Annotated in this window: 27 protein-coding genes; 26 read left to right on the forward strand and 1 reads right to left on the reverse strand. The window is 31.4% G+C overall.

All coding sequences use genetic code 11. From position 1 onward, the window contains the following. Nucleotides 1–25 precede the first annotated feature (25 nt). Genes BUE95_RS05965 through BUE95_RS05985 form a run of 5 tightly spaced genes read left to right on the forward strand, consistent with a single transcriptional unit; the run spans nucleotide 26 to nucleotide 2,134 of the window. Nucleotides 26–385: a hypothetical protein gene (locus tag BUE95_RS05965; protein WP_073582512.1), complete on the forward strand. Its 360-nt coding sequence runs from the start codon at nucleotides 26–28 to the stop codon at nucleotides 383–385. Continuing rightward, nucleotides 385–1,368, forward strand: coding sequence for a phosphoadenosine phosphosulfate reductase family protein (locus tag BUE95_RS05970; protein ID WP_073582514.1), 984 nt, complete (start codon nucleotides 385–387; stop codon nucleotides 1,366–1,368). Before BUE95_RS05965 ends, BUE95_RS05970 begins: the two co-directional genes overlap by 1 nt. Before the next feature lie 40 nt (nucleotides 1,369–1,408). Beyond that, nucleotides 1,409–1,633, forward strand: coding sequence for a hypothetical protein (locus BUE95_RS05975; protein ID WP_073582516.1), 225 nt, complete (start codon nucleotides 1,409–1,411; stop codon nucleotides 1,631–1,633). 25 nt (nucleotides 1,634–1,658) lie between these two features. Then, on the forward strand, nucleotides 1,659–1,904 hold the full coding sequence (locus BUE95_RS05980) for a hypothetical protein (RefSeq protein ID WP_073582518.1): 246 nt from the start codon (nucleotides 1,659–1,661) through the stop codon (nucleotides 1,902–1,904). Next, nucleotides 1,901–2,134: a hypothetical protein gene (locus tag BUE95_RS05985; RefSeq protein ID WP_073582520.1), complete on the forward strand. Its 234-nt coding sequence runs from the start codon at nucleotides 1,901–1,903 to the stop codon at nucleotides 2,132–2,134. The genes BUE95_RS05980 and BUE95_RS05985 overlap by 4 nt, the downstream gene beginning before the upstream one ends. A 9-nt stretch (nucleotides 2,135–2,143) precedes the next feature. Here BUE95_RS05985 and BUE95_RS05990 read toward each other — a convergent pair whose 3' ends face one another. After that, the gene (locus tag BUE95_RS05990; protein WP_073582522.1) at nucleotides 2,144–3,085 is read right to left on the reverse strand and encodes a hypothetical protein; all 942 of its coding nucleotides are present in this window, start codon (nucleotides 3,083–3,085) and stop codon (nucleotides 2,144–2,146) included. Nucleotides 3,086–3,279: 194 nt separating this feature from the next. Between BUE95_RS05990 and BUE95_RS05995 the strand changes: the two genes are divergently transcribed. The 21 genes from BUE95_RS05995 (at nucleotide 3,280) to BUE95_RS06090 (ending at nucleotide 16,433) form a co-directional block, all read left to right on the forward strand. Continuing rightward, on the forward strand, nucleotides 3,280–4,740 hold the full coding sequence (locus BUE95_RS05995) for a hypothetical protein (protein ID WP_073582524.1): 1,461 nt from the start codon (nucleotides 3,280–3,282) through the stop codon (nucleotides 4,738–4,740). A gap of 5 nt (nucleotides 4,741–4,745) precedes the next feature. Continuing rightward, entirely contained in the window at nucleotides 4,746–5,636 is an 891-nt protein-coding gene (locus BUE95_RS06000; RefSeq protein WP_073582525.1) for a hypothetical protein, read from the forward strand. A 30-nt stretch (nucleotides 5,637–5,666) separates the two neighbouring features. Next, nucleotides 5,667–6,149, forward strand: a complete 483-nt coding sequence (locus BUE95_RS06005) for a hypothetical protein (RefSeq protein WP_073582526.1) — start codon at nucleotides 5,667–5,669, stop codon at nucleotides 6,147–6,149. Between the two features lie 64 nt (nucleotides 6,150–6,213). Continuing rightward, on the forward strand, nucleotides 6,214–6,771 hold the full coding sequence (locus BUE95_RS06010) for a hypothetical protein (protein ID WP_073582527.1): 558 nt from the start codon (nucleotides 6,214–6,216) through the stop codon (nucleotides 6,769–6,771). Nucleotides 6,772–6,839: 68 nt separating this feature from the next. Continuing rightward, on the forward strand, nucleotides 6,840–7,208 hold the full coding sequence (locus BUE95_RS06015) for a hypothetical protein (RefSeq protein WP_073582528.1): 369 nt from the start codon (nucleotides 6,840–6,842) through the stop codon (nucleotides 7,206–7,208). A gap of 2 nt (nucleotides 7,209–7,210) precedes the next feature. Then, complete coding sequence (locus BUE95_RS06020) at nucleotides 7,211–7,498, forward strand: hypothetical protein (protein WP_073582529.1); 288 nt, start codon at nucleotides 7,211–7,213, stop codon at nucleotides 7,496–7,498. 2 nt (nucleotides 7,499–7,500) lie between these two features. Beyond that, complete coding sequence (locus BUE95_RS06025; RefSeq protein ID WP_143165232.1) at nucleotides 7,501–8,295, forward strand: hypothetical protein; 795 nt, start codon at nucleotides 7,501–7,503, stop codon at nucleotides 8,293–8,295. 2 nt (nucleotides 8,296–8,297) lie between these two features. Next, nucleotides 8,298–8,498, forward strand: a complete 201-nt coding sequence (locus tag BUE95_RS06030) for a hypothetical protein (protein ID WP_073582531.1) — start codon at nucleotides 8,298–8,300, stop codon at nucleotides 8,496–8,498. 73 nt (nucleotides 8,499–8,571) lie between these two features. After that, the gene (locus tag BUE95_RS06035) at nucleotides 8,572–9,078 is read left to right on the forward strand and encodes a hypothetical protein (protein ID WP_073582532.1); all 507 of its coding nucleotides are present in this window, start codon (nucleotides 8,572–8,574) and stop codon (nucleotides 9,076–9,078) included. Between the two features lie 3 nt (nucleotides 9,079–9,081). Next, nucleotides 9,082–9,516, forward strand: a complete 435-nt coding sequence (locus BUE95_RS06040) for a hypothetical protein (RefSeq protein WP_073582533.1) — start codon at nucleotides 9,082–9,084, stop codon at nucleotides 9,514–9,516. A gap of 1 nt (nucleotide 9,517) precedes the next feature. Beyond that, a complete protein-coding gene (locus BUE95_RS06045; RefSeq protein WP_073582534.1) occupies nucleotides 9,518–9,883 on the forward strand; it encodes a carboxypeptidase-like regulatory domain-containing protein in 366 nt (121 codons plus the stop codon). Beyond that, complete coding sequence (locus BUE95_RS06050; RefSeq protein WP_073582535.1) at nucleotides 9,883–10,347, forward strand: hypothetical protein; 465 nt, start codon at nucleotides 9,883–9,885, stop codon at nucleotides 10,345–10,347. Before BUE95_RS06045 ends, BUE95_RS06050 begins: the two co-directional genes overlap by 1 nt. Before the next feature lie 55 nt (nucleotides 10,348–10,402). Further along, nucleotides 10,403–10,813 carry a hypothetical protein gene (locus BUE95_RS06055; RefSeq protein WP_073582536.1) on the forward strand — a complete coding sequence of 137 codons (411 nt, stop codon included), beginning with the start codon at nucleotides 10,403–10,405 and terminating at the stop codon, nucleotides 10,811–10,813. Nucleotides 10,814–10,824: 11 nt separating this feature from the next. After that, entirely contained in the window at nucleotides 10,825–11,172 is a 348-nt protein-coding gene (locus BUE95_RS06060) for a hypothetical protein (RefSeq protein ID WP_073582537.1), read from the forward strand. Then, entirely contained in the window at nucleotides 11,172–11,711 is a 540-nt protein-coding gene (locus BUE95_RS06065; protein WP_073582538.1) for a hypothetical protein, read from the forward strand. The genes BUE95_RS06060 and BUE95_RS06065 overlap by 1 nt, the downstream gene beginning before the upstream one ends. Beyond that, entirely contained in the window at nucleotides 11,712–12,191 is a 480-nt protein-coding gene (locus tag BUE95_RS06070; RefSeq protein ID WP_073582539.1) for a M23 family metallopeptidase, read from the forward strand. It begins immediately after the preceding gene. Nucleotide 12,192: 1 nt separating this feature from the next. Next, on the forward strand, nucleotides 12,193–12,663 hold the full coding sequence (locus BUE95_RS06075) for a hypothetical protein (protein WP_073582540.1): 471 nt from the start codon (nucleotides 12,193–12,195) through the stop codon (nucleotides 12,661–12,663). Nucleotides 12,664–12,667: 4 nt separating this feature from the next. Further along, a complete protein-coding gene (locus BUE95_RS06080) occupies nucleotides 12,668–15,115 on the forward strand; it encodes a zincin-like metallopeptidase domain-containing protein (protein WP_073582541.1) in 2,448 nt (815 codons plus the stop codon). Nucleotides 15,116–15,143: 28 nt separating this feature from the next. Further along, nucleotides 15,144–15,608, forward strand: coding sequence for a hypothetical protein (locus BUE95_RS06085; RefSeq protein WP_073582542.1), 465 nt, complete (start codon nucleotides 15,144–15,146; stop codon nucleotides 15,606–15,608). A gap of 181 nt (nucleotides 15,609–15,789) precedes the next feature. Further along, nucleotides 15,790–15,945 (forward strand): hypothetical protein, encoded by a 156-nt coding sequence (locus tag BUE95_RS13635; protein ID WP_159433497.1) that lies wholly within the window; start codon nucleotides 15,790–15,792, stop codon nucleotides 15,943–15,945. 11 nt (nucleotides 15,946–15,956) lie between these two features. Then, on the forward strand, nucleotides 15,957–16,433 hold the full coding sequence (locus BUE95_RS06090) for a hypothetical protein (RefSeq protein ID WP_073582543.1): 477 nt from the start codon (nucleotides 15,957–15,959) through the stop codon (nucleotides 16,431–16,433). Nucleotides 16,434–16,474 lie beyond the last annotated feature (41 nt).

The raw sequence follows: 16,474 nt of genomic DNA on the forward strand, positions 1-16,474 counted from the left end.
AACAACTAATTGCAGAACAAAAATTATGAGTAGCATAAGCATCAAAAAAATAGAGATTGCCGAAGTTGAAACATTGCAGCTCTTACTTGAAAATTTTGTTAGCCTAACAAATTATAGAATTGGAATGTATCAAAAATGTTCAGACGAACACATAAGCAATCTATTGATTTTAGAGGTTTCAAGAAAACTCTATTTCAGTTTGAGAAATAAGATTGAGAGAACCTCAAAAAACAAAAACCTAGTTTCAATCAACCTATCAATTACGGACGCAATTGTATTATTAAAATGCTGTACAGATAAGTTGAACAATTGCAACGACTATGAAAAATATGTTCAAAACAAATTCAAAGATTTAATTTTTAAAGAAATAATAAACATTTCATAATGAAAATATTAGTCCCTTTCTCTGGAGGAAAAGATAGTCAAGCAACATTAATTTATGCTTGTGAAAAATATGGTGTAGAAAATGTTACAGCATTATTTTGTGATACAAAATGGGAACATGAAATAACCTACACGCATATAGATTATGTAATAAAAAAATTAGGAGTTACTTATATTAATTTGATTTCAAAAAAGTATAACGGAATGGTTGATTTAGCAGTTAAGAAAAAACGTTTTCCATCTACAAAATCAAAATTTTGCACTACGGAACTAAAAGTAATTCCTATGATTGATTATGTTTTAGACCAAAAAGAACATCTTTTAATATTACAAGGAATTAGAGCAGATGAAAGTGAAAGTCGTTCAAAAATGGATACACAATGTAGATTTTTTAAGTATTATTTTGAACCATACCAAACCAATACAATGATTGTTGAAAGTTTATCGAAAAAACCAAAACTATCATTGGTATTGCAAAAAAAATTAAATAAAGCAATTGCAAGATTAGCTATTGGTAAGGAAGATAAAAAGTATCATACTTATAGAAAAAAAGAAGTATTTGAATGGTGTAAAATTTATGCAGATGATATTTATCGACCATTTTTTAACTCTACTGCTGACGAAGTTTTATCGTATTCTTTGAATAGAGAAATCAATGTAAATCCACTTTATTTTAAAGGATTTTCAAGAGTTGGTTGCTTTCCTTGTATAATGTGTACTCAAAATGAAATCGATTTGATTATAAAAAATTATCCTGAAACAATAGATAAAATACAAGAAGCAGAAATAACAGCAAATTCGACATTTTTTCCACCTGATAAAGTTCCACCAAGATATAAATCTCAAATTTCATCAAAAGGGAAAAAATATCCAACATTAAACGATGTTGTGAGATATAGAAATGATAAAAATGCAACTGGAGATTTATTTCAATTTGACGAAGAAATGAACGGTTGCAAGTCGGTTTATTCTATTTGCGAATAACAAAAATAAAAATCAATCATCAATCAAAAAACGTAACAGTATGAAAAACAAAATTTTCAATTTCTTTAAAGAATTATTCATTGAACAAATTAAAGCATTTGCCTTATCAAATTTTCCGTTACAAGTTACCAATCAAACAAAAACTTTCCACTTGATAAAAATCAAAAAAGGAAGAATAAGAGAAATTCGAGTTTATGATATAAACCACAAAAGAGTATTCAATTTTAGAGTTTTACAAGATGGCAATATTTTAATAAAACCTTAAAAATAAAAATCCTAATCCTATTAGCATGAGTGCATCAAATATAAATCAAACCGAAAAAAAGAAATTCCCTTACAGCTGTGATAAGAAAAAACTTTTCGAAATGTATGCTTTAGATATGACAAGTAGACAAATTAGAAACGGAATTAACGCAATCATTAAAGAAAATAGAGGTTTACCAAAATTTGGAAAGGTAATGCCTCGACAAATATGGCACAAAGAATTAATTGAATTTATGGAAACTTACGGACTACCAAGAAACTATGAATTATGAGTGTTAAAAAATCTAATAATCCAATAATTGCGGAAATTAATAGACATTTCGTAATTCGTTATGAAGTTGTATCTGAAAAAGGCACAAAACTAATCGGCGCAGGAAAATATAAAGACTTAGTAGGCGAAGAACTTAAAATAAAGCATTTTAAGAAGGTTTTAGAGGGTGGTTCACAAGTGTACACCTTTCTAATAAGAAATAGGCTTAAAATTAAATTTCACTCAAAATAAGGAAAGTTATTAACCTACGCCTACTAATACTACCCAATTGATATATAGAAAATTACCAGAAGGTGTTAATCTATATTCATTTGAATTCTTGAATTTATAAACCGCTTTTAATTCAACCATTCTTTCAATTTTTTTAGTTGCAACATCTCCTCCATTAGTTAAAAATTGAGCGACAGAATAAAATTCATTAAGTAAACCATTTTTAACCAAATTATCATAAAGCTCTTTCACTATTTTTGGTAAATGTTCTTTTGTCTGAACAGGTCTATAATGACTAATTATTTGCAAATATTGATAATTTTGAACTTCTTGAAAACCTTTAAAATCTAAAAGATTTGAATTATCATTTTTAATTCTTTTTATTTCATTTGTAAGATTAGTTTCGTTTATTGTTAATCTATTTATTTCTGTCATGTTTTGTGCATTTTCACTAGTTAACTCATTTACTTTAGTCGTTAAAACTGAAACTGTAGAAGATTGAACTTGGTAATTTTTTGTTATTTCATCATATTCTTTAGATGAATCCCTTACTAATTTTCTTTGTTCTTCATACTTTTCTGCATACTCATTTCTCTCTTTAAATACTTCATCATACAATTCTCTTTGAACAACTTTACTTGTAATAACCTTTCCTGTAACCGAAGGCATTAAACTAAAATCGAACCAAGTTGTAAAAGTTCTAGTAAGAAATAGCATTATGTAACCTAATAACATTAATAATAGTGCAATTCCAATATTAATAAATAGTTCCTCTACTATTGTTTTATCTCTATAATAGCTAACTATGAATTGCTTTTTAGTTTCAAGAGTATAACATTCATCGAAATTAAAAATTGAGTAAACTAGCTCCCAATTACGAACTAACCAAACAAAAATTAATGTACTAAAAAAAGGATTGGTTAATTTTTCTTTAATGTTAGAGAAGAAATCATTTACAGGTTCTAAAGTCATAATGGTGGAAATTAATAAATCATTGCAATATAAAAAATATTGTAAAGTATTTCTCCAAATAACTATAAATAAAGATTTTTCATAACAACATTAAACACTCCGTATCACTTCGCAACCATTGGTTGCAACCCATTGCAACCAAAAAAACACCTTTCGCAATTTTGTAACCAGCAATCAGGATAAAACCAATAAAAGTGAGTTACAATGCGTTAATCAGACCTCTAAAAAACGGCAACGAGTACAACAGCCTCTTTCCTACTCCGAAAGAAAAAAAAGTAAGACTAGGAAAGGGCGACACTCACACCAGTATAGAGCTTATAATCAAGTGGGCATTAGAAAACAATCACGAAGTAAAATTGGTTGCAACCAAATTGCAAAAAGGTTCTTTGAGTGAAACGTGTTTTGCTATTCACGATTTTTTGTATAACCATTTTCAGTATGAAGCTGACGGCGAAGCGCAATTGTTGCGCTCTCCAGCTTATGCTTGGAAACATCGCTATGAGGGCATTGACTGCAAAAGTTATTCCGTAATAGCTAGTTGCATTTTGTTGCAACTAGGGGTTGCACATTACATCAGAAAAATAAAACAACCTGCTTACATGCCTGAAAGTTTTACACATGTGTATGTAATTGTTCCTGTAAATCAAGATTCAGGAAGTTTAAAAAATGGCTATTACACTATTGACGGCACTTTGAAAAGCACAAGAGAACCAAGTTACATTGATAAAAAAGATTTTTTCATGGATAAATTAGAACATTTTGGTTTAAAAGGATTGAGAAGTACTCCTGAATCTCCTGACAATCCCTACAATGAATCTGACCCAAGCTGGTTGGAAAACATTGCTGGAGAATTAAGCTTTGACGGTGTTAAAGACTATTTCAATACTCCGATAAGTTGTTGGGGCGGTTCGGCTTTTTCAGGCGATAGAGCTAACGCAGAACAGGAGAAAATCGGTTTGTATTTTGAAAATGTACTAACTAAAATTAATGAAGCGGTTAGAGCTCAAAACATGGCTCTTTTGTCTTCTAGCTTTAATCAATTTGAAGGAATTCTTTTTACTGCTTTAAAGGCTTATGCTGCTAAACAATCAGAAGGTTGGAATAAATGTACAGCTGATTCTATTATTAGAATGCAAAAGACCTTAGAATTCTATCAAAAAATTGTTCATGTTGGTTTAGTTGCATGGTTACAAAAGTATTTCGAAATGTCTATTATTTCAACGAAAGTATACAGAAATAATGTGGATTTTGAAAGAATAGACCCAGCTTTCTTTTTCACTTATACAGACCCAAATGTTACCTATACATCAAATGTACAAAGCTTTAAATTAAAGTCAGGTGTTTCTCAAATCCCAGCTTTTGAATTTACTCCTTATGTAGAACAAGCATCTGCAAATCCTAGTAGTTTCAATGCAGAAACATTTTTACAAGGATTATCAACTGTTCTAGTTTCATTTGCTGGAGGTGGAACTGGTGGAACTGGTGCAATTGATGAAAACGGACAAAACATATATGACCAAAACAACCAAACAAAAACCACTTCAAATGCTGGTAGTTTTCTTCTAGGTGCTTTAGCTTTTGGTGGTTTGGCAATATGGGGATTTTCAAAATTGGAAGATAAAGGAAGTAAAACGGCTAAAAAGCCAGTTAAATAATAAATATGAATTCAGGTTTAAACGGTTGGTTAGGTAGAGCTTTGAAATCTTTAATTGTTAAAGCGGCTCGAGTTGTAGATGCTTATTTAGCAGTAAACACTCTAACTATTAGTAGTGAAATAGGTTCGTTTGGCGATTGGGCTGATGAAATAGGAAGCGGTGGTAGTTCTTTTTGGAATCGTACTGCAAATGTGGCTTCCAATACTGAAAGTATAGAAGTTTTAAATAATGATGTTAGGGGTAATTACGAGCCAACTGCTAGCGAAATGCTTTTACTTGAAAACTTTTCTGAAAAAGTAGGAAGCATTATAGTTGATGTGGTAGAAGAAAAAAGTTTGATTTTAGAACACTATAATAAAACTAAAAATGTAGATGTTCAAACTTATGAAATGATAAACATTCTGTTGCAACGAATTGCCATCATAAAAGAGTTTTATAAAAACAATCAAAATCACAGTTTATCAACTCAGGCTATTGATCTAAGGAATTTAATGCTGGAGGTTTTGTTTAATCCTATAATTACAGAAGTAGAAACACTAGGTAATTACAATGCAAATTTTTCATTGAAAAATGTTGCCGTTGAAGTTCCAAACGCATCAATTGTTCAGGAAACCAGCCCATACAATTACCAAACTACAAAAAGTTTTATGGTAAAATATTTAGAATTTCAAAAAAATCTAAAAGTTACACTTCCAGTAGATGTTATTACTGAGCCTATTGATACACCGATAGAAGAAATTGGAAATGATGTTATACAAATACCAATTGAGGGCGATAATACTGTTAGTAACCCAACAATTATAGAAAACGAGAATAGTTCAGAAAACGAGAAAAAAACAACTTTCCCATGGCTTTTGTTGTTAGCTGGATTCATTGGGTACAAAGTTTTAAAATAATTCATCAATTAAAAATTAAATCAATTACAAATGAAATTTGAAAAACCAAAATCAGCAGAAATTGGCGCTGGAGTAGCAACTGTTACAGGCGCAACGTTAGGTTTTTTAGCTCCAAACGGTATCGCTAATGCTTACGCAAAAGTGGACGATGAAGCTTTAATAACTGACGAACAAAAAACTAAAAAAATGCATATCAATGCCGTTTGTTTAGTTGGAGGTATTGCCCTTGCCTTAATGGTAAAAGGTTCAGATATGGGAGCAAACGCACTAAGAGGTGCAGGCTTTGGGCTTGCAGGTGGAGGAGCTAAAGGAATTATTACGCACTTTGTTAAAGATAAGGTTGCAACCATGCCAGCAGGAACAACTTCTTCAAGAATTGTTTCAGGTGCTTTAGGTTGTCCTTGTGCTTCTACTTCTTATCCAGCTTTAGGACGTCCTAGAAGAATGTTAAGAATGCCAATTTTACCAATTGCAACCGAACAACCAAAAAAAGTTTTTGACTTAGCTAGTTAATTGACTAGATAATAAAACACAATCATCAAAAAAAATCAATCATCAATCAAAAAATAACAGAAAAATGAACACATTTTCACAAGAAATTCAAGAGGTAATTGCATCAGTTGGAAAAGGTAAAAATTTACCTTCTTGGGGTGCTGACGGTCGTTATAACCCAAAAACAGGGGTTTTATATGTCGCAGGTAGAGCTGACCAAATTGAGCAAAATTCTTTATTATTAGCTAAAAATAGTGAGGAAATCGGTGTAACAAACATTGATAAAGCAATGTTACAGTATCCATTTGTAGTAACAGGTTTACGTGCCGTTTTTGCTGGTGGTGTAGATGGTACTTCAAACTCTAAAAATACAGCTTTTACTGGAAAAGCATCGCCTGCATTTGAAAATGGAGAATTAACAATCGACCAAAGTGGAGAATTGATTAAAATACCTATTGGTGTAATTACAAATTTAAGATCATCAACTGGAATTGCTGACGATATTTATAAAGTAAATCCATTTGTAATCAGAGAGAAAAAAGTTTTCAAAATGACTCCTGATTTAGCGGGTGCTCCAGCTGCAAACGAAATCTATAAATTTGAATTACACGGTTTCTATTTGCAACCTGATGCAACAGTTTAAGAGTAAGTTCTAATCAAAAAAACCCAAATCGTAAAGGTTTTGGGTTTTTTTAAAATCAATCAATCAATATGAACTTTATAGAAGAAGTAATTGAAATTACAGTAGAAGCTGGTGAAACTGGATTAGTATTGCCAAATGTATCAACTGATAACGATAATTCTACAGTTGTAGGAGCTGTGATTTTCCACAACGGATTAAGTAGTAATCCTGCAATTATTAATGCATCAATACAAGTTGGCGGTCAAGATGTTTCTAAACCCCAACACATTGACAATTATCGTTCAAGAGAAGCGAGTTATGACAGAGGTTTTAAGCCTGTTAAACCGTTTACATCGGGAAAACAATTACGTTTCGAAGTCCGATCAACCGAACAATTTACAAAAACTTTCACAGCACAATTAATATTAATTAAAGTATCAAATAATCAAAACTGTTAATCATGCCTAAAGTATCAATAGTTTCAGAGCCAATCAAATCAAAACGAACTTTTAGAGAAAAAAATGTAACAAGCATTGTAGTATCTAATTTGTCTAACGTTGCTACTACTTTCATTTTTAATGGTGTAGTTAGAAAAGTTCTAGCTGTTGATGTTTCAGGAGTTCCAACAATGCCATTTCACGTGAGCGATAATGGAAATCATTTCGACATTGAGTTAATCTTCAATCAAGATAACAATGATTTAATTTTAGATTATACGGTATTAGTTCCAAAAGAAGAAAAATGTTAAAAATGAGGCAAGAATTTTTAAACATAGTAAACCAGTTGAAAAATAATCAATATTACGCTATTAGTATTGTTGATGATTCAACTATGAACAAAGTACTTACTACTACTTTAGGTAGTTCGTTAGTTCAGAAATATGGGTCAGTAGAAAACTACTTTGAACACTTAAAAAACAGCGGAATAACTTCTTTTTCAGTACAGGAGTACAAGAAAAACGGTTCAGGCTGGAAAAACACAGGAAGCGTTATTAGAAATTTAACTTTTCAAGATAAAAATACTGCTGTCAATTCTGTTCCAACTCCTACACCTGCACCTTTTAGCCCTTTGAGTAGCGGTTTAAATGGTCAGCAGGTTGTTGGTTTGGGTTTTTATGAAGCTGCAAATTTAATGGCTGATTCTAAAGAAAGTGCAAGGCTTGCGGAAGAAAACAAATATTTAAAGGAAAAAAACGAACGTCTTGAAAAAGATATTTTCGACCTTAAAGAAGAAAAGCTAAAACGTGAATATGATACGGCTGGAAAAGATTCTCAAAACAACATGATTTTAGGAGTTATTCAAGCCTTACCGCAACTCGGTTCTATTTTCGGGGGTGGTGGTTCAAGTTCAGGTCTTAATGCTCCAGTACAAACAAATCAACATAACATAACTCAAATTAAAGCCGAATTTATTCAGTATCTATCAAATCCAAGTATTTCAGATGCTTTAATTGAAGCTCTTTATGAAGTTGCAACCAAGATTGCAACTACCGAAGGTTTCTATGAGAAATTAGAAAATTTATTAAACCCACAACCAACAGAATAATTATGCAGGAAAACGAAGTAACACTAACTATGAAAGTGAAGTCTAATGACCCTTTCGAGTTTAAGGCAAAAAAAGAAGCATTAGAAAAAATTGCTAAACTAGACAGCACCACACTAAAAAATTTATCGGAGCTAGCTAGTTCCGAAAAGGCAATCGCAAAATTTAATTCCAATATTGGAATGATAAAAACATTTATGGCTTAGTTGTGTTGTTTAAATGAGGTTAAGCGGTTGCAACTTGCCTATGTAGCCGCTAAAACCTTACCCCCTCTTTTATATGAAAACAAAACCAAAAAATATTAAAAAATTAGGAAATCCAGCTTTACTAATTGCTGGTTCATCAGCAGGACAAAAAGCAATTACTAATGCTTCTGAAAATCAAAAAGCAGTTGTTCAGGCTACAGCTTCTGTAATTCCTTTTTTAATCAAAACAATTGTAATAGTTGGCGGTGGAATGTATTTGTACTATCGGTTTACAAATCGTTTCGTTTCATTGAAAGAAAATTCAAACTATCCAATTTCAAACATCACAAATAATCAAGCTATAACAAAGGCTGAGACTATCTATCAAGCAATGTTGGGTTTCGGTAATGGTTTTGAGATTGTTAAAACTAACATAGCTGGTTTAAATTATAATGCATTCATAAAAGTTTATAACGCATTTGGGCATCGTCAAGGAACTGTACCTTTTTCAGACAAAATGAATATGGTAGAATGGTTCTCAGACCAATTTAACGAATCAGAATTGAATCAATTAAGATTTTTAGTACCTAACATGTTTTAAGATATGAAACTTACAGAAAACCAAAAAAAAGCAGGAATTGTCATTACTGTTATTAGCGTTATTACAATAGGATATTTTTTGTTTAGAAAAAAACCTGATAGTTCTACAGGATTTGACGACCCAACAGGAAATAACGATACAGGTTCAAACGGTTCCGTTAGTCTTTTTAACGCAAAAAACACCGCAGATAATTTATACGCGCTAATGGATATGTTTGGAACAAAAGAAGATGAAATTGTTTCTGAGCTTACAAATGTAACACAAACTCAATTTGCCCAAGTAATTGGAGCTTTTGGTTTAAAAAATTACAATTCGTGGACTGGTGGTGATGATTGGGGCGGCTCTCCACTTGGTTTAGTTGGCTGGCTCAAACAAGAGCTAGGAGTTACAAGTGAAGAGTACAGAACATTGAAATTAAAATATCCAAATTATCTATAATATGCTAGTCAAAGGAAAAGTAACAGATTATGAAGGTTCGCCGTTAGATTCGGTTAACGTTTTAGTTGTTGGTTCAAATCCACCAAGAGGCGTTATTACAGATTTCAATGGAAACTTTGCTATTGATGTTCCTGTAAATTCAGTTTTAGAATTTTCTCACGTTGGAACAAATCAAAAAATGCAAATCAATGTAGGTTCTAAAACTTATTTTGATGTTGCTCTAATGAATGAGTTGCAAGGTCAAGAAATTACCATAATTGGAAATAGAAAAAATGGTTTTAATTGGTGGTGGCTTTTGCTTGCTATTCCAGTAGGTTACGGAATTGGTAAAGCATTTGAAAAGAACCCTAAAAAAGTAACTATCTAATGTTTACAAGCTATTTAAATAACCCTTCGTTACCTAGAGGAATTAGAAATAATAACCCGGGCAATTTAGTACGTTCAGCTAATGCATGGATTGGTAAAATTCCATACGAGCAAAGCTTGGATTCAAGATTTGAACAGTTTACCCAACTAAGGTATGGTCTTAGAGCTTTGATGCGTGATATTTACAATGACTATTCAAGAAAAGGAAAAAAAACTGTTACGGAAATAATCTCTGAATTTGCTCCAAACTTTGAAAATAATACTACTGCATATATCAGTACAGTAATCAAAATGATAGGATCAAATATTATTGGAGAACTAACCCAAGAAAAAATGATTGCTCTTTCAAAGGCAATTATTTTAGTTGAAAATGGTTCGGCATACGCTAAGTACATTTCTGATAAAGATTACAATGATGCCATTGCAATTTTAGGAATACCATTAAAAAAAAAAGTAGTTCATTAGGCTTTATCATAGTTGCAGTGGCTACTTCATTAATAATTTATAAAAACTTGAAAAAATGATAGGTAATGCAGGTGTTTTCATCAATATAAATGTAGAAGGCGGTGGCGGTTCTGGAGAAGTTACAGAACAAGTCGTAAAATTATCTCCTGACGTAGACGGTAATGTATTTGTTTTACCTGAACATAATGGAAAATTTTTAATTATTGATGCTTTTCCATTTTTGGGAGCTAACGTAGTTTTTCCATTAAATACATATTGTAAGGGCATCAATTTAACAGGTCAACTCAGTTTTAGTTTTGATATTAACGAAGAGTATTTAGTCGAATATCCAAACTCAGAAGGATTCATTTATAATCCGTTAGAAAGATTTCAAATTTATTCTTATCGTGATGAAGCTTCTAACACTCCTAAGGCTGTTATACACATAGACACTAATATTCTTCCTGTAAGCGAACCTAAACCATAAAAAAATAATATATGAAATCAAAATTAGTACTGTGGTTTATAGAAAATTTAGAAGCCATAAAAGAAGCCTTAGCTTTATTTTTAGTTGTTGTTGGAGGTGTAGGCATTAAAGCATGGAAAGCAATTCAGGAAAATACAAAACTTACTATAAAATGGGTAGTAGCTGAGGGTTTTATGAGCTTAGTTGTTGCATTAACCGCATTTGCAATCTTTGATTTATGGTTAGAACTGCATAGGTTAATAGTATATGTTATATGTGTTTGGGCTGGTGGTATGTCTACTATAGTTCATAAAGAAGTTGAGGGTTTAGTATCGGATATATTTGACGGAGTTGGTAACTGGGTAAAAAGAAAACTATAATGAAAAAAGTCTTAATATACTGGTTTGCTTTTCTTTTTGTATTGGCAATAACATCGTTTTTATTTGTAGGTTGTAAATCTAAAAAACCAATTATCGAACAAGATACAAGTTTAAAAGACGGTTCTTTTATTTCTGTTGCAACCGATCATAAAAAAGAGATAAGTAAAGCTGTTGCGGATAGTATTGCTAAAATCTTACCTCTAATCAAAACAGGTGATACAAATTGCGATAGTATTTGTAACGAGAAAACAACTGAATTACTTGAAAGCCTTAATTTTTACAAGCAATCAGGTAACAATAATTATAAGCTAGTTTTTGATAAAAACAAACGGCTTTTGTCATTTGTGGCAAATCTTCAGGAAACAATTTCGGAGCTTCAAACTAAATCAGAGAAAAAAGCTAGGATTTTCACAAAAACCAAAACAATTACTATAACCAAAACTGTTTCTTACGTTCCTTTTTGGGTAAAATTACTAGCGTGGATTGGCGGTATTTCTTCACTTTTTTTGGCGTGGCGATTCGGCAGAATATTTATTTAAATGAAAAAAAGTTACTGGTACATAGCAGGAGCAATTTTAATAACATACTTAATTATGGGTACAAATAAGGCGTTTGGAAAAGTTACAGAAGATAATATTCCAAGAGGTTGCGACCAAAATTGGGGTTGTGGTTCGTTTGGAGCAAGTCGTGGCACAAGAACACACAACGGACTAGATATAAAAACAACCGTAGGACAACAAATTTTAAGTCCAATTTCAGGAAAAGTAACACGTTTTCCTTTTCCGTATAATTCAGATTTAAGTTACACAGGAATCGAAATTGTTAACTCTCAATACAGAGTAAAAATTTTCTATATGAAACCAACTGTTTTGGTTAACTCACAAGTTAATCAAGGTCAAGTTATTGGTGTGGCTCAAAATATTTCCGCAAAGTACAGCAGTACAATGACAAATCACATTCATATAGAAGTTTACAACGCTAAAACAGGTGTGTTACTAAACCCTGAAACACTTTTTTAAGATGGCACTAAAAACTAGAACAAAAATAATTATAGCAATCGTGGCTTTATTAACCTTGATTTCATTTTATGGATATAGAAAAGCTATGCGATTGAAGGCGATTTTTGAAAAGATCACAATCGCAGTAAGTGGTTTTAGAAACTTAAAATTGACATTAACCGATATTCGTTTGGATGTTGATGTTACAATGTTAAATCCATCAGGTGAAAATTTTGAAGTTAGCGGTTACATAGCTACTTTAAAAAGAATGAATTTCTTTTACAATGGCAAATATTTAGCTACTGCAAAGCCAGTGCTAAGTGAAATTTCAATTCCTGCAAACAACCAACTTAAAATAGCTAATATTCCAGTTGTTTTACCAACCGCTTCCGTTTTAGCTTTTACAATGGACTTTATGTCTTTTGATATTGACAAGTTAACTGTTGAAGCTGTTATTGAAGTAGCAGGAACAGAAATTTATATCAAACAATAACACAATGAGTAAGGCAGTTGAAAAATTTAACGGATTAAATGGAATGGTTGCAACTCGTGAAGAATTGCAACAAATTTCCATTATGGCAGAAAACGAGGAGCAATTCCACGTTAAAAAGCGTGTTGATAACGTTTTAAATGATGTTGATTGTGATGAGTGGGAAATAGAAATCAAAGAAAACGCCTTTGAAGTTGTGCCAAAATCAATACTTAACGGAATTGATTTTGACAGTTTAAACGAAATTGAAAACAATGGTTTAAATAAAGCGGTTTCCCCAAACGAAATTTACGATACCATTACAAAAATGATAATTGAGGGGTTAGAAAAACCGCTTGATAATTGGGATAAAACTTGGAATGATGACCAAGACGGTTATTTGTTTGCTTATAATTACGAAACAAAAAAACCGTATAGAAGCATCAACCAAATTATTTTGAATCCACATTTATTTGATAATACACAACCAACATTAAAAAACCCTTACTTTTTAACTTTTAAGCAAATTGAAGCTAACAAAGGAAAGTTAAAAAAAGGTTCAAAAGGCAAAATGGTTACTTATTATTCGTTTAAGTATAGTTGCATTGTTGAAGAATTAGGGTTAGATTTTGTTACTTATGATCTACAAAAATTCATTGATTTTGTAGTGAAAAACAATGTAATAGAAAGATTAAAACTTAATTTATCGGTACAAGAATTTGCAAATCAAAATTCAGTAGCTTTTATAAAATATTACAATGTTTTTAATGGTGCTGATATTGAGGGAATAGATTTTGATTTAGATAATTTCAAGTTAGCTGGAAAAATGGTAAAAATCGTAAATCATCACGAGAAAATTCCAACTTGTGAGGCTATAATTGAAGCTTATCCAAACCCAAAACCTGAATTTGTCTTTAAAGGAAATCAACCAGCCTATTTTCCGAAGCTTGACAAAATTGAAATGACACCATTAGAGCAGTTTAAATTTGTTCAGGCTTATTATACTGTATTTTTTCACGAAATTATACATTCAACAGGACACTCAAAACGTCTTAATAGAGAAAATGACACAAGAAAAAGGGACGGTAGTTTTGAAGATAAAAAAGCTTATCGTTTTGAGGAGCTAGTTGCTGAAATTGGCGCAATGTTGTTATGTTCTCACGCTGGTATTTTGCATTATACTGTTAGAAACTCTTTAACCTATATTAAAGGTTATAGAGATGCTTTAATTAAAATGATGAAAGAAGATAATAAATTCATTTTTAAGGCTTCTACTCTATCTCAAAAAGCAGTTGATTATTTACTAGAAAATGTTGATTTTTCAAATATTGAACCAGTTTCTAAAGTTCAAAAAAAGACCAAAAAACCAGTTCAAAAACCAAATAAAGAAACTAAAAAGGTTGTAAAACCAAGTGAAGAGCCAGTTTCTAAAGTCCAAAAAAAGACCAAAACTAAACCGATGCGCTACGCTATTAACGATTTGGTGAAATGGGAAGGTGAAATGGTCAAAATTTCCAAAGTAGTTAAAATCGGAAATGATGTAAAATTCGAACTTAATTTAGGTAAAAATAAAACCATTTGGACTGACGAAAACACGTTAGATTCAGAAGCAAAAAAACCAATAAAAGCACAAAAAAAAGAAATTCAAAAACCAATTGAACAACCAGTAAAAGTTGATTCAAAAGGACAAACTTCGTTGTTTGGAGTAAAAAAAGTAACGCCAAAATCAGCACCAAAAAAGCACGCTAAAATTTCAAAAATTGCATTGGCTGGAAACGACCAAGAAAGCGAATTTTATACCGTTGCTGGCGAAGTTGGTAAATTCTTACAACAAGTAGAACGCAAGCCAGTTGAAAGCGTTGTTATTACAATGGACGGACAGCAAGGAGCTGGTAAAACTACAACTTTGTATAAGTTCATGAATTCTTTCGCTATTACTGGTAATAAGTGTTTGTTTCTTTCTTTAGAGGAACACCCAGCGAGTAGCCTTGCAAAAGATAAAGTTTCAAAATATTTATCTATTGAAGCACAGGAAAACATCGACACTGTAGGCGAAGTTGAAAACATTGTGGAGCTGTACGATTTTATTAAAGATTACGAGATAATTTTTATTGATAGTTGGCAAAAATTACAACGTATGGTCGGTGCAATTCGTTTAGATGAAGATTTGCGTAAAAAATTCAACGGAAAAGTTTTTGTTGTCATTTTCCAGCAAACAACCACAGGAAGAACCAAAGGCGGTGCAGAAGTTGTTTTTGACGGCGACATTATTATAAAAATGGTAAAAGAAAGCTCATTTTCTGAAAATTACGCTTATTTCGACAAAAACAGATACACGTTAATTGCAATCGAAGATATACGCTACAATATTGCATCGGGAACAACTTACAATCCAAATGCTAAAGAAGAACCAAAGACACCAGCAACCGAGTTGCAACCAGTTGAAGAAGTAGAATTTAGTTTTGTGATAAAATAATCAATCATCAATCAAAAAAACAATCAAAATGAGTACAAAAAAACCAACAGCAAAGCAGTTAGAAGCTCGTAAAAGATTTGCAGAAATGGCAAAAAAAAGAGCATCAATCAATAAAAAGAAAAAACCTTTAACAAAAGCACAAAGCTTTGTACAAAGCGCATTAAGAGATAGTTATAATGATGTAAACAAGGCTTATGAATCATTAAATCAATCTTTGGCTAAGTATGAAAGTTCTCCAAATGGAACAAATGAAGCTGTAAGAAAGAGAATTAGTGACTTGAAAAAAGCAATAAACGTGTTAGCAAACCGTATAATTAAAGAAAAAAAGGGTTTAAAAAAACCAGTTACAAAAGGTTTAACAACATTATGCGCTAAAACGGTTGGTGTTGACGGTCGTAGAAAAAAAGACGGTACAGTTAAGAAAAACCACGTTGTAAAAAAAGGAGGTAAGGTTGTTGCTGTGAAGAAAAAAGCTGCGATAAAAAAGAAATAAAGTGCGTCGAAATACTTAGTTCCAAATGTAAAAATCCGTTGTAAATTGCAACGGATTTTTTTGTTTAGTGGCACGATATTTGTAAATTTTAGTTAAAAACAACATTTTTAAGTTGTTTTTTTTGGATATGTGATATTAAATATATTACTTTTACCGCATTAAACCTTTAAAAATAATTATTATGAGTAATGTTTCCAAAAAAGTTTTAGCTTTTAAGGTTGAACGATTAAATCCGGAAGCTAAATCAAAAATTGACGCTATGATGAAGCGTAAAGCTGATGAGTTAGAAAAAGTTGCTAACGATTTCAAAGAAGGTAAATTAACTTTTCAAATGTAGTTAATAATAATATGTTACAATATCAACCCAACGAGAGCCCTATGGGCTCTCAGTTTTTTATAAAAACAAACACAGAAAATATTCACTTATTAAGAATACTTAAAAGAGAAATTGAGCAAACTGATTTTGATGATGAATTTTTACAAGCAAATGTATATCAATTAGATATAGTAAACGTTGTTGCTGGAGTTAAAGACAACTTTTGCTGTAATTTACCAAAAACAATTAAGCATATATTTGATGATTTTCTTTTTAGAACTAACAATGCTATTATTTACGTTAGTGTCGAAAATGAAAAAATGAAGAAAAAATTACTTAACAGATTCATTGAAGAAGATAACAACGACGAATTTACGTTTATTTTTTATGAATTAGAAGATTTTAGTTTGTACTTCTTTTTAAATAGAGAAAAAACAAATGTCATTGAAGCTTTAAACGCCATAAATGAATACATGAACAAAGAGTACGGAATTGAAGCAAAATTTTAACAAAAACCGCTATATTTATAGCGGTTTTTTTGTTTTATAAT

This window comes from Flavobacterium cucumis (assembly GCF_900148835.1).
GTDB lineage: Bacteria > Bacteroidota > Bacteroidia > Flavobacteriales > Flavobacteriaceae > Flavobacterium > Flavobacterium cucumis.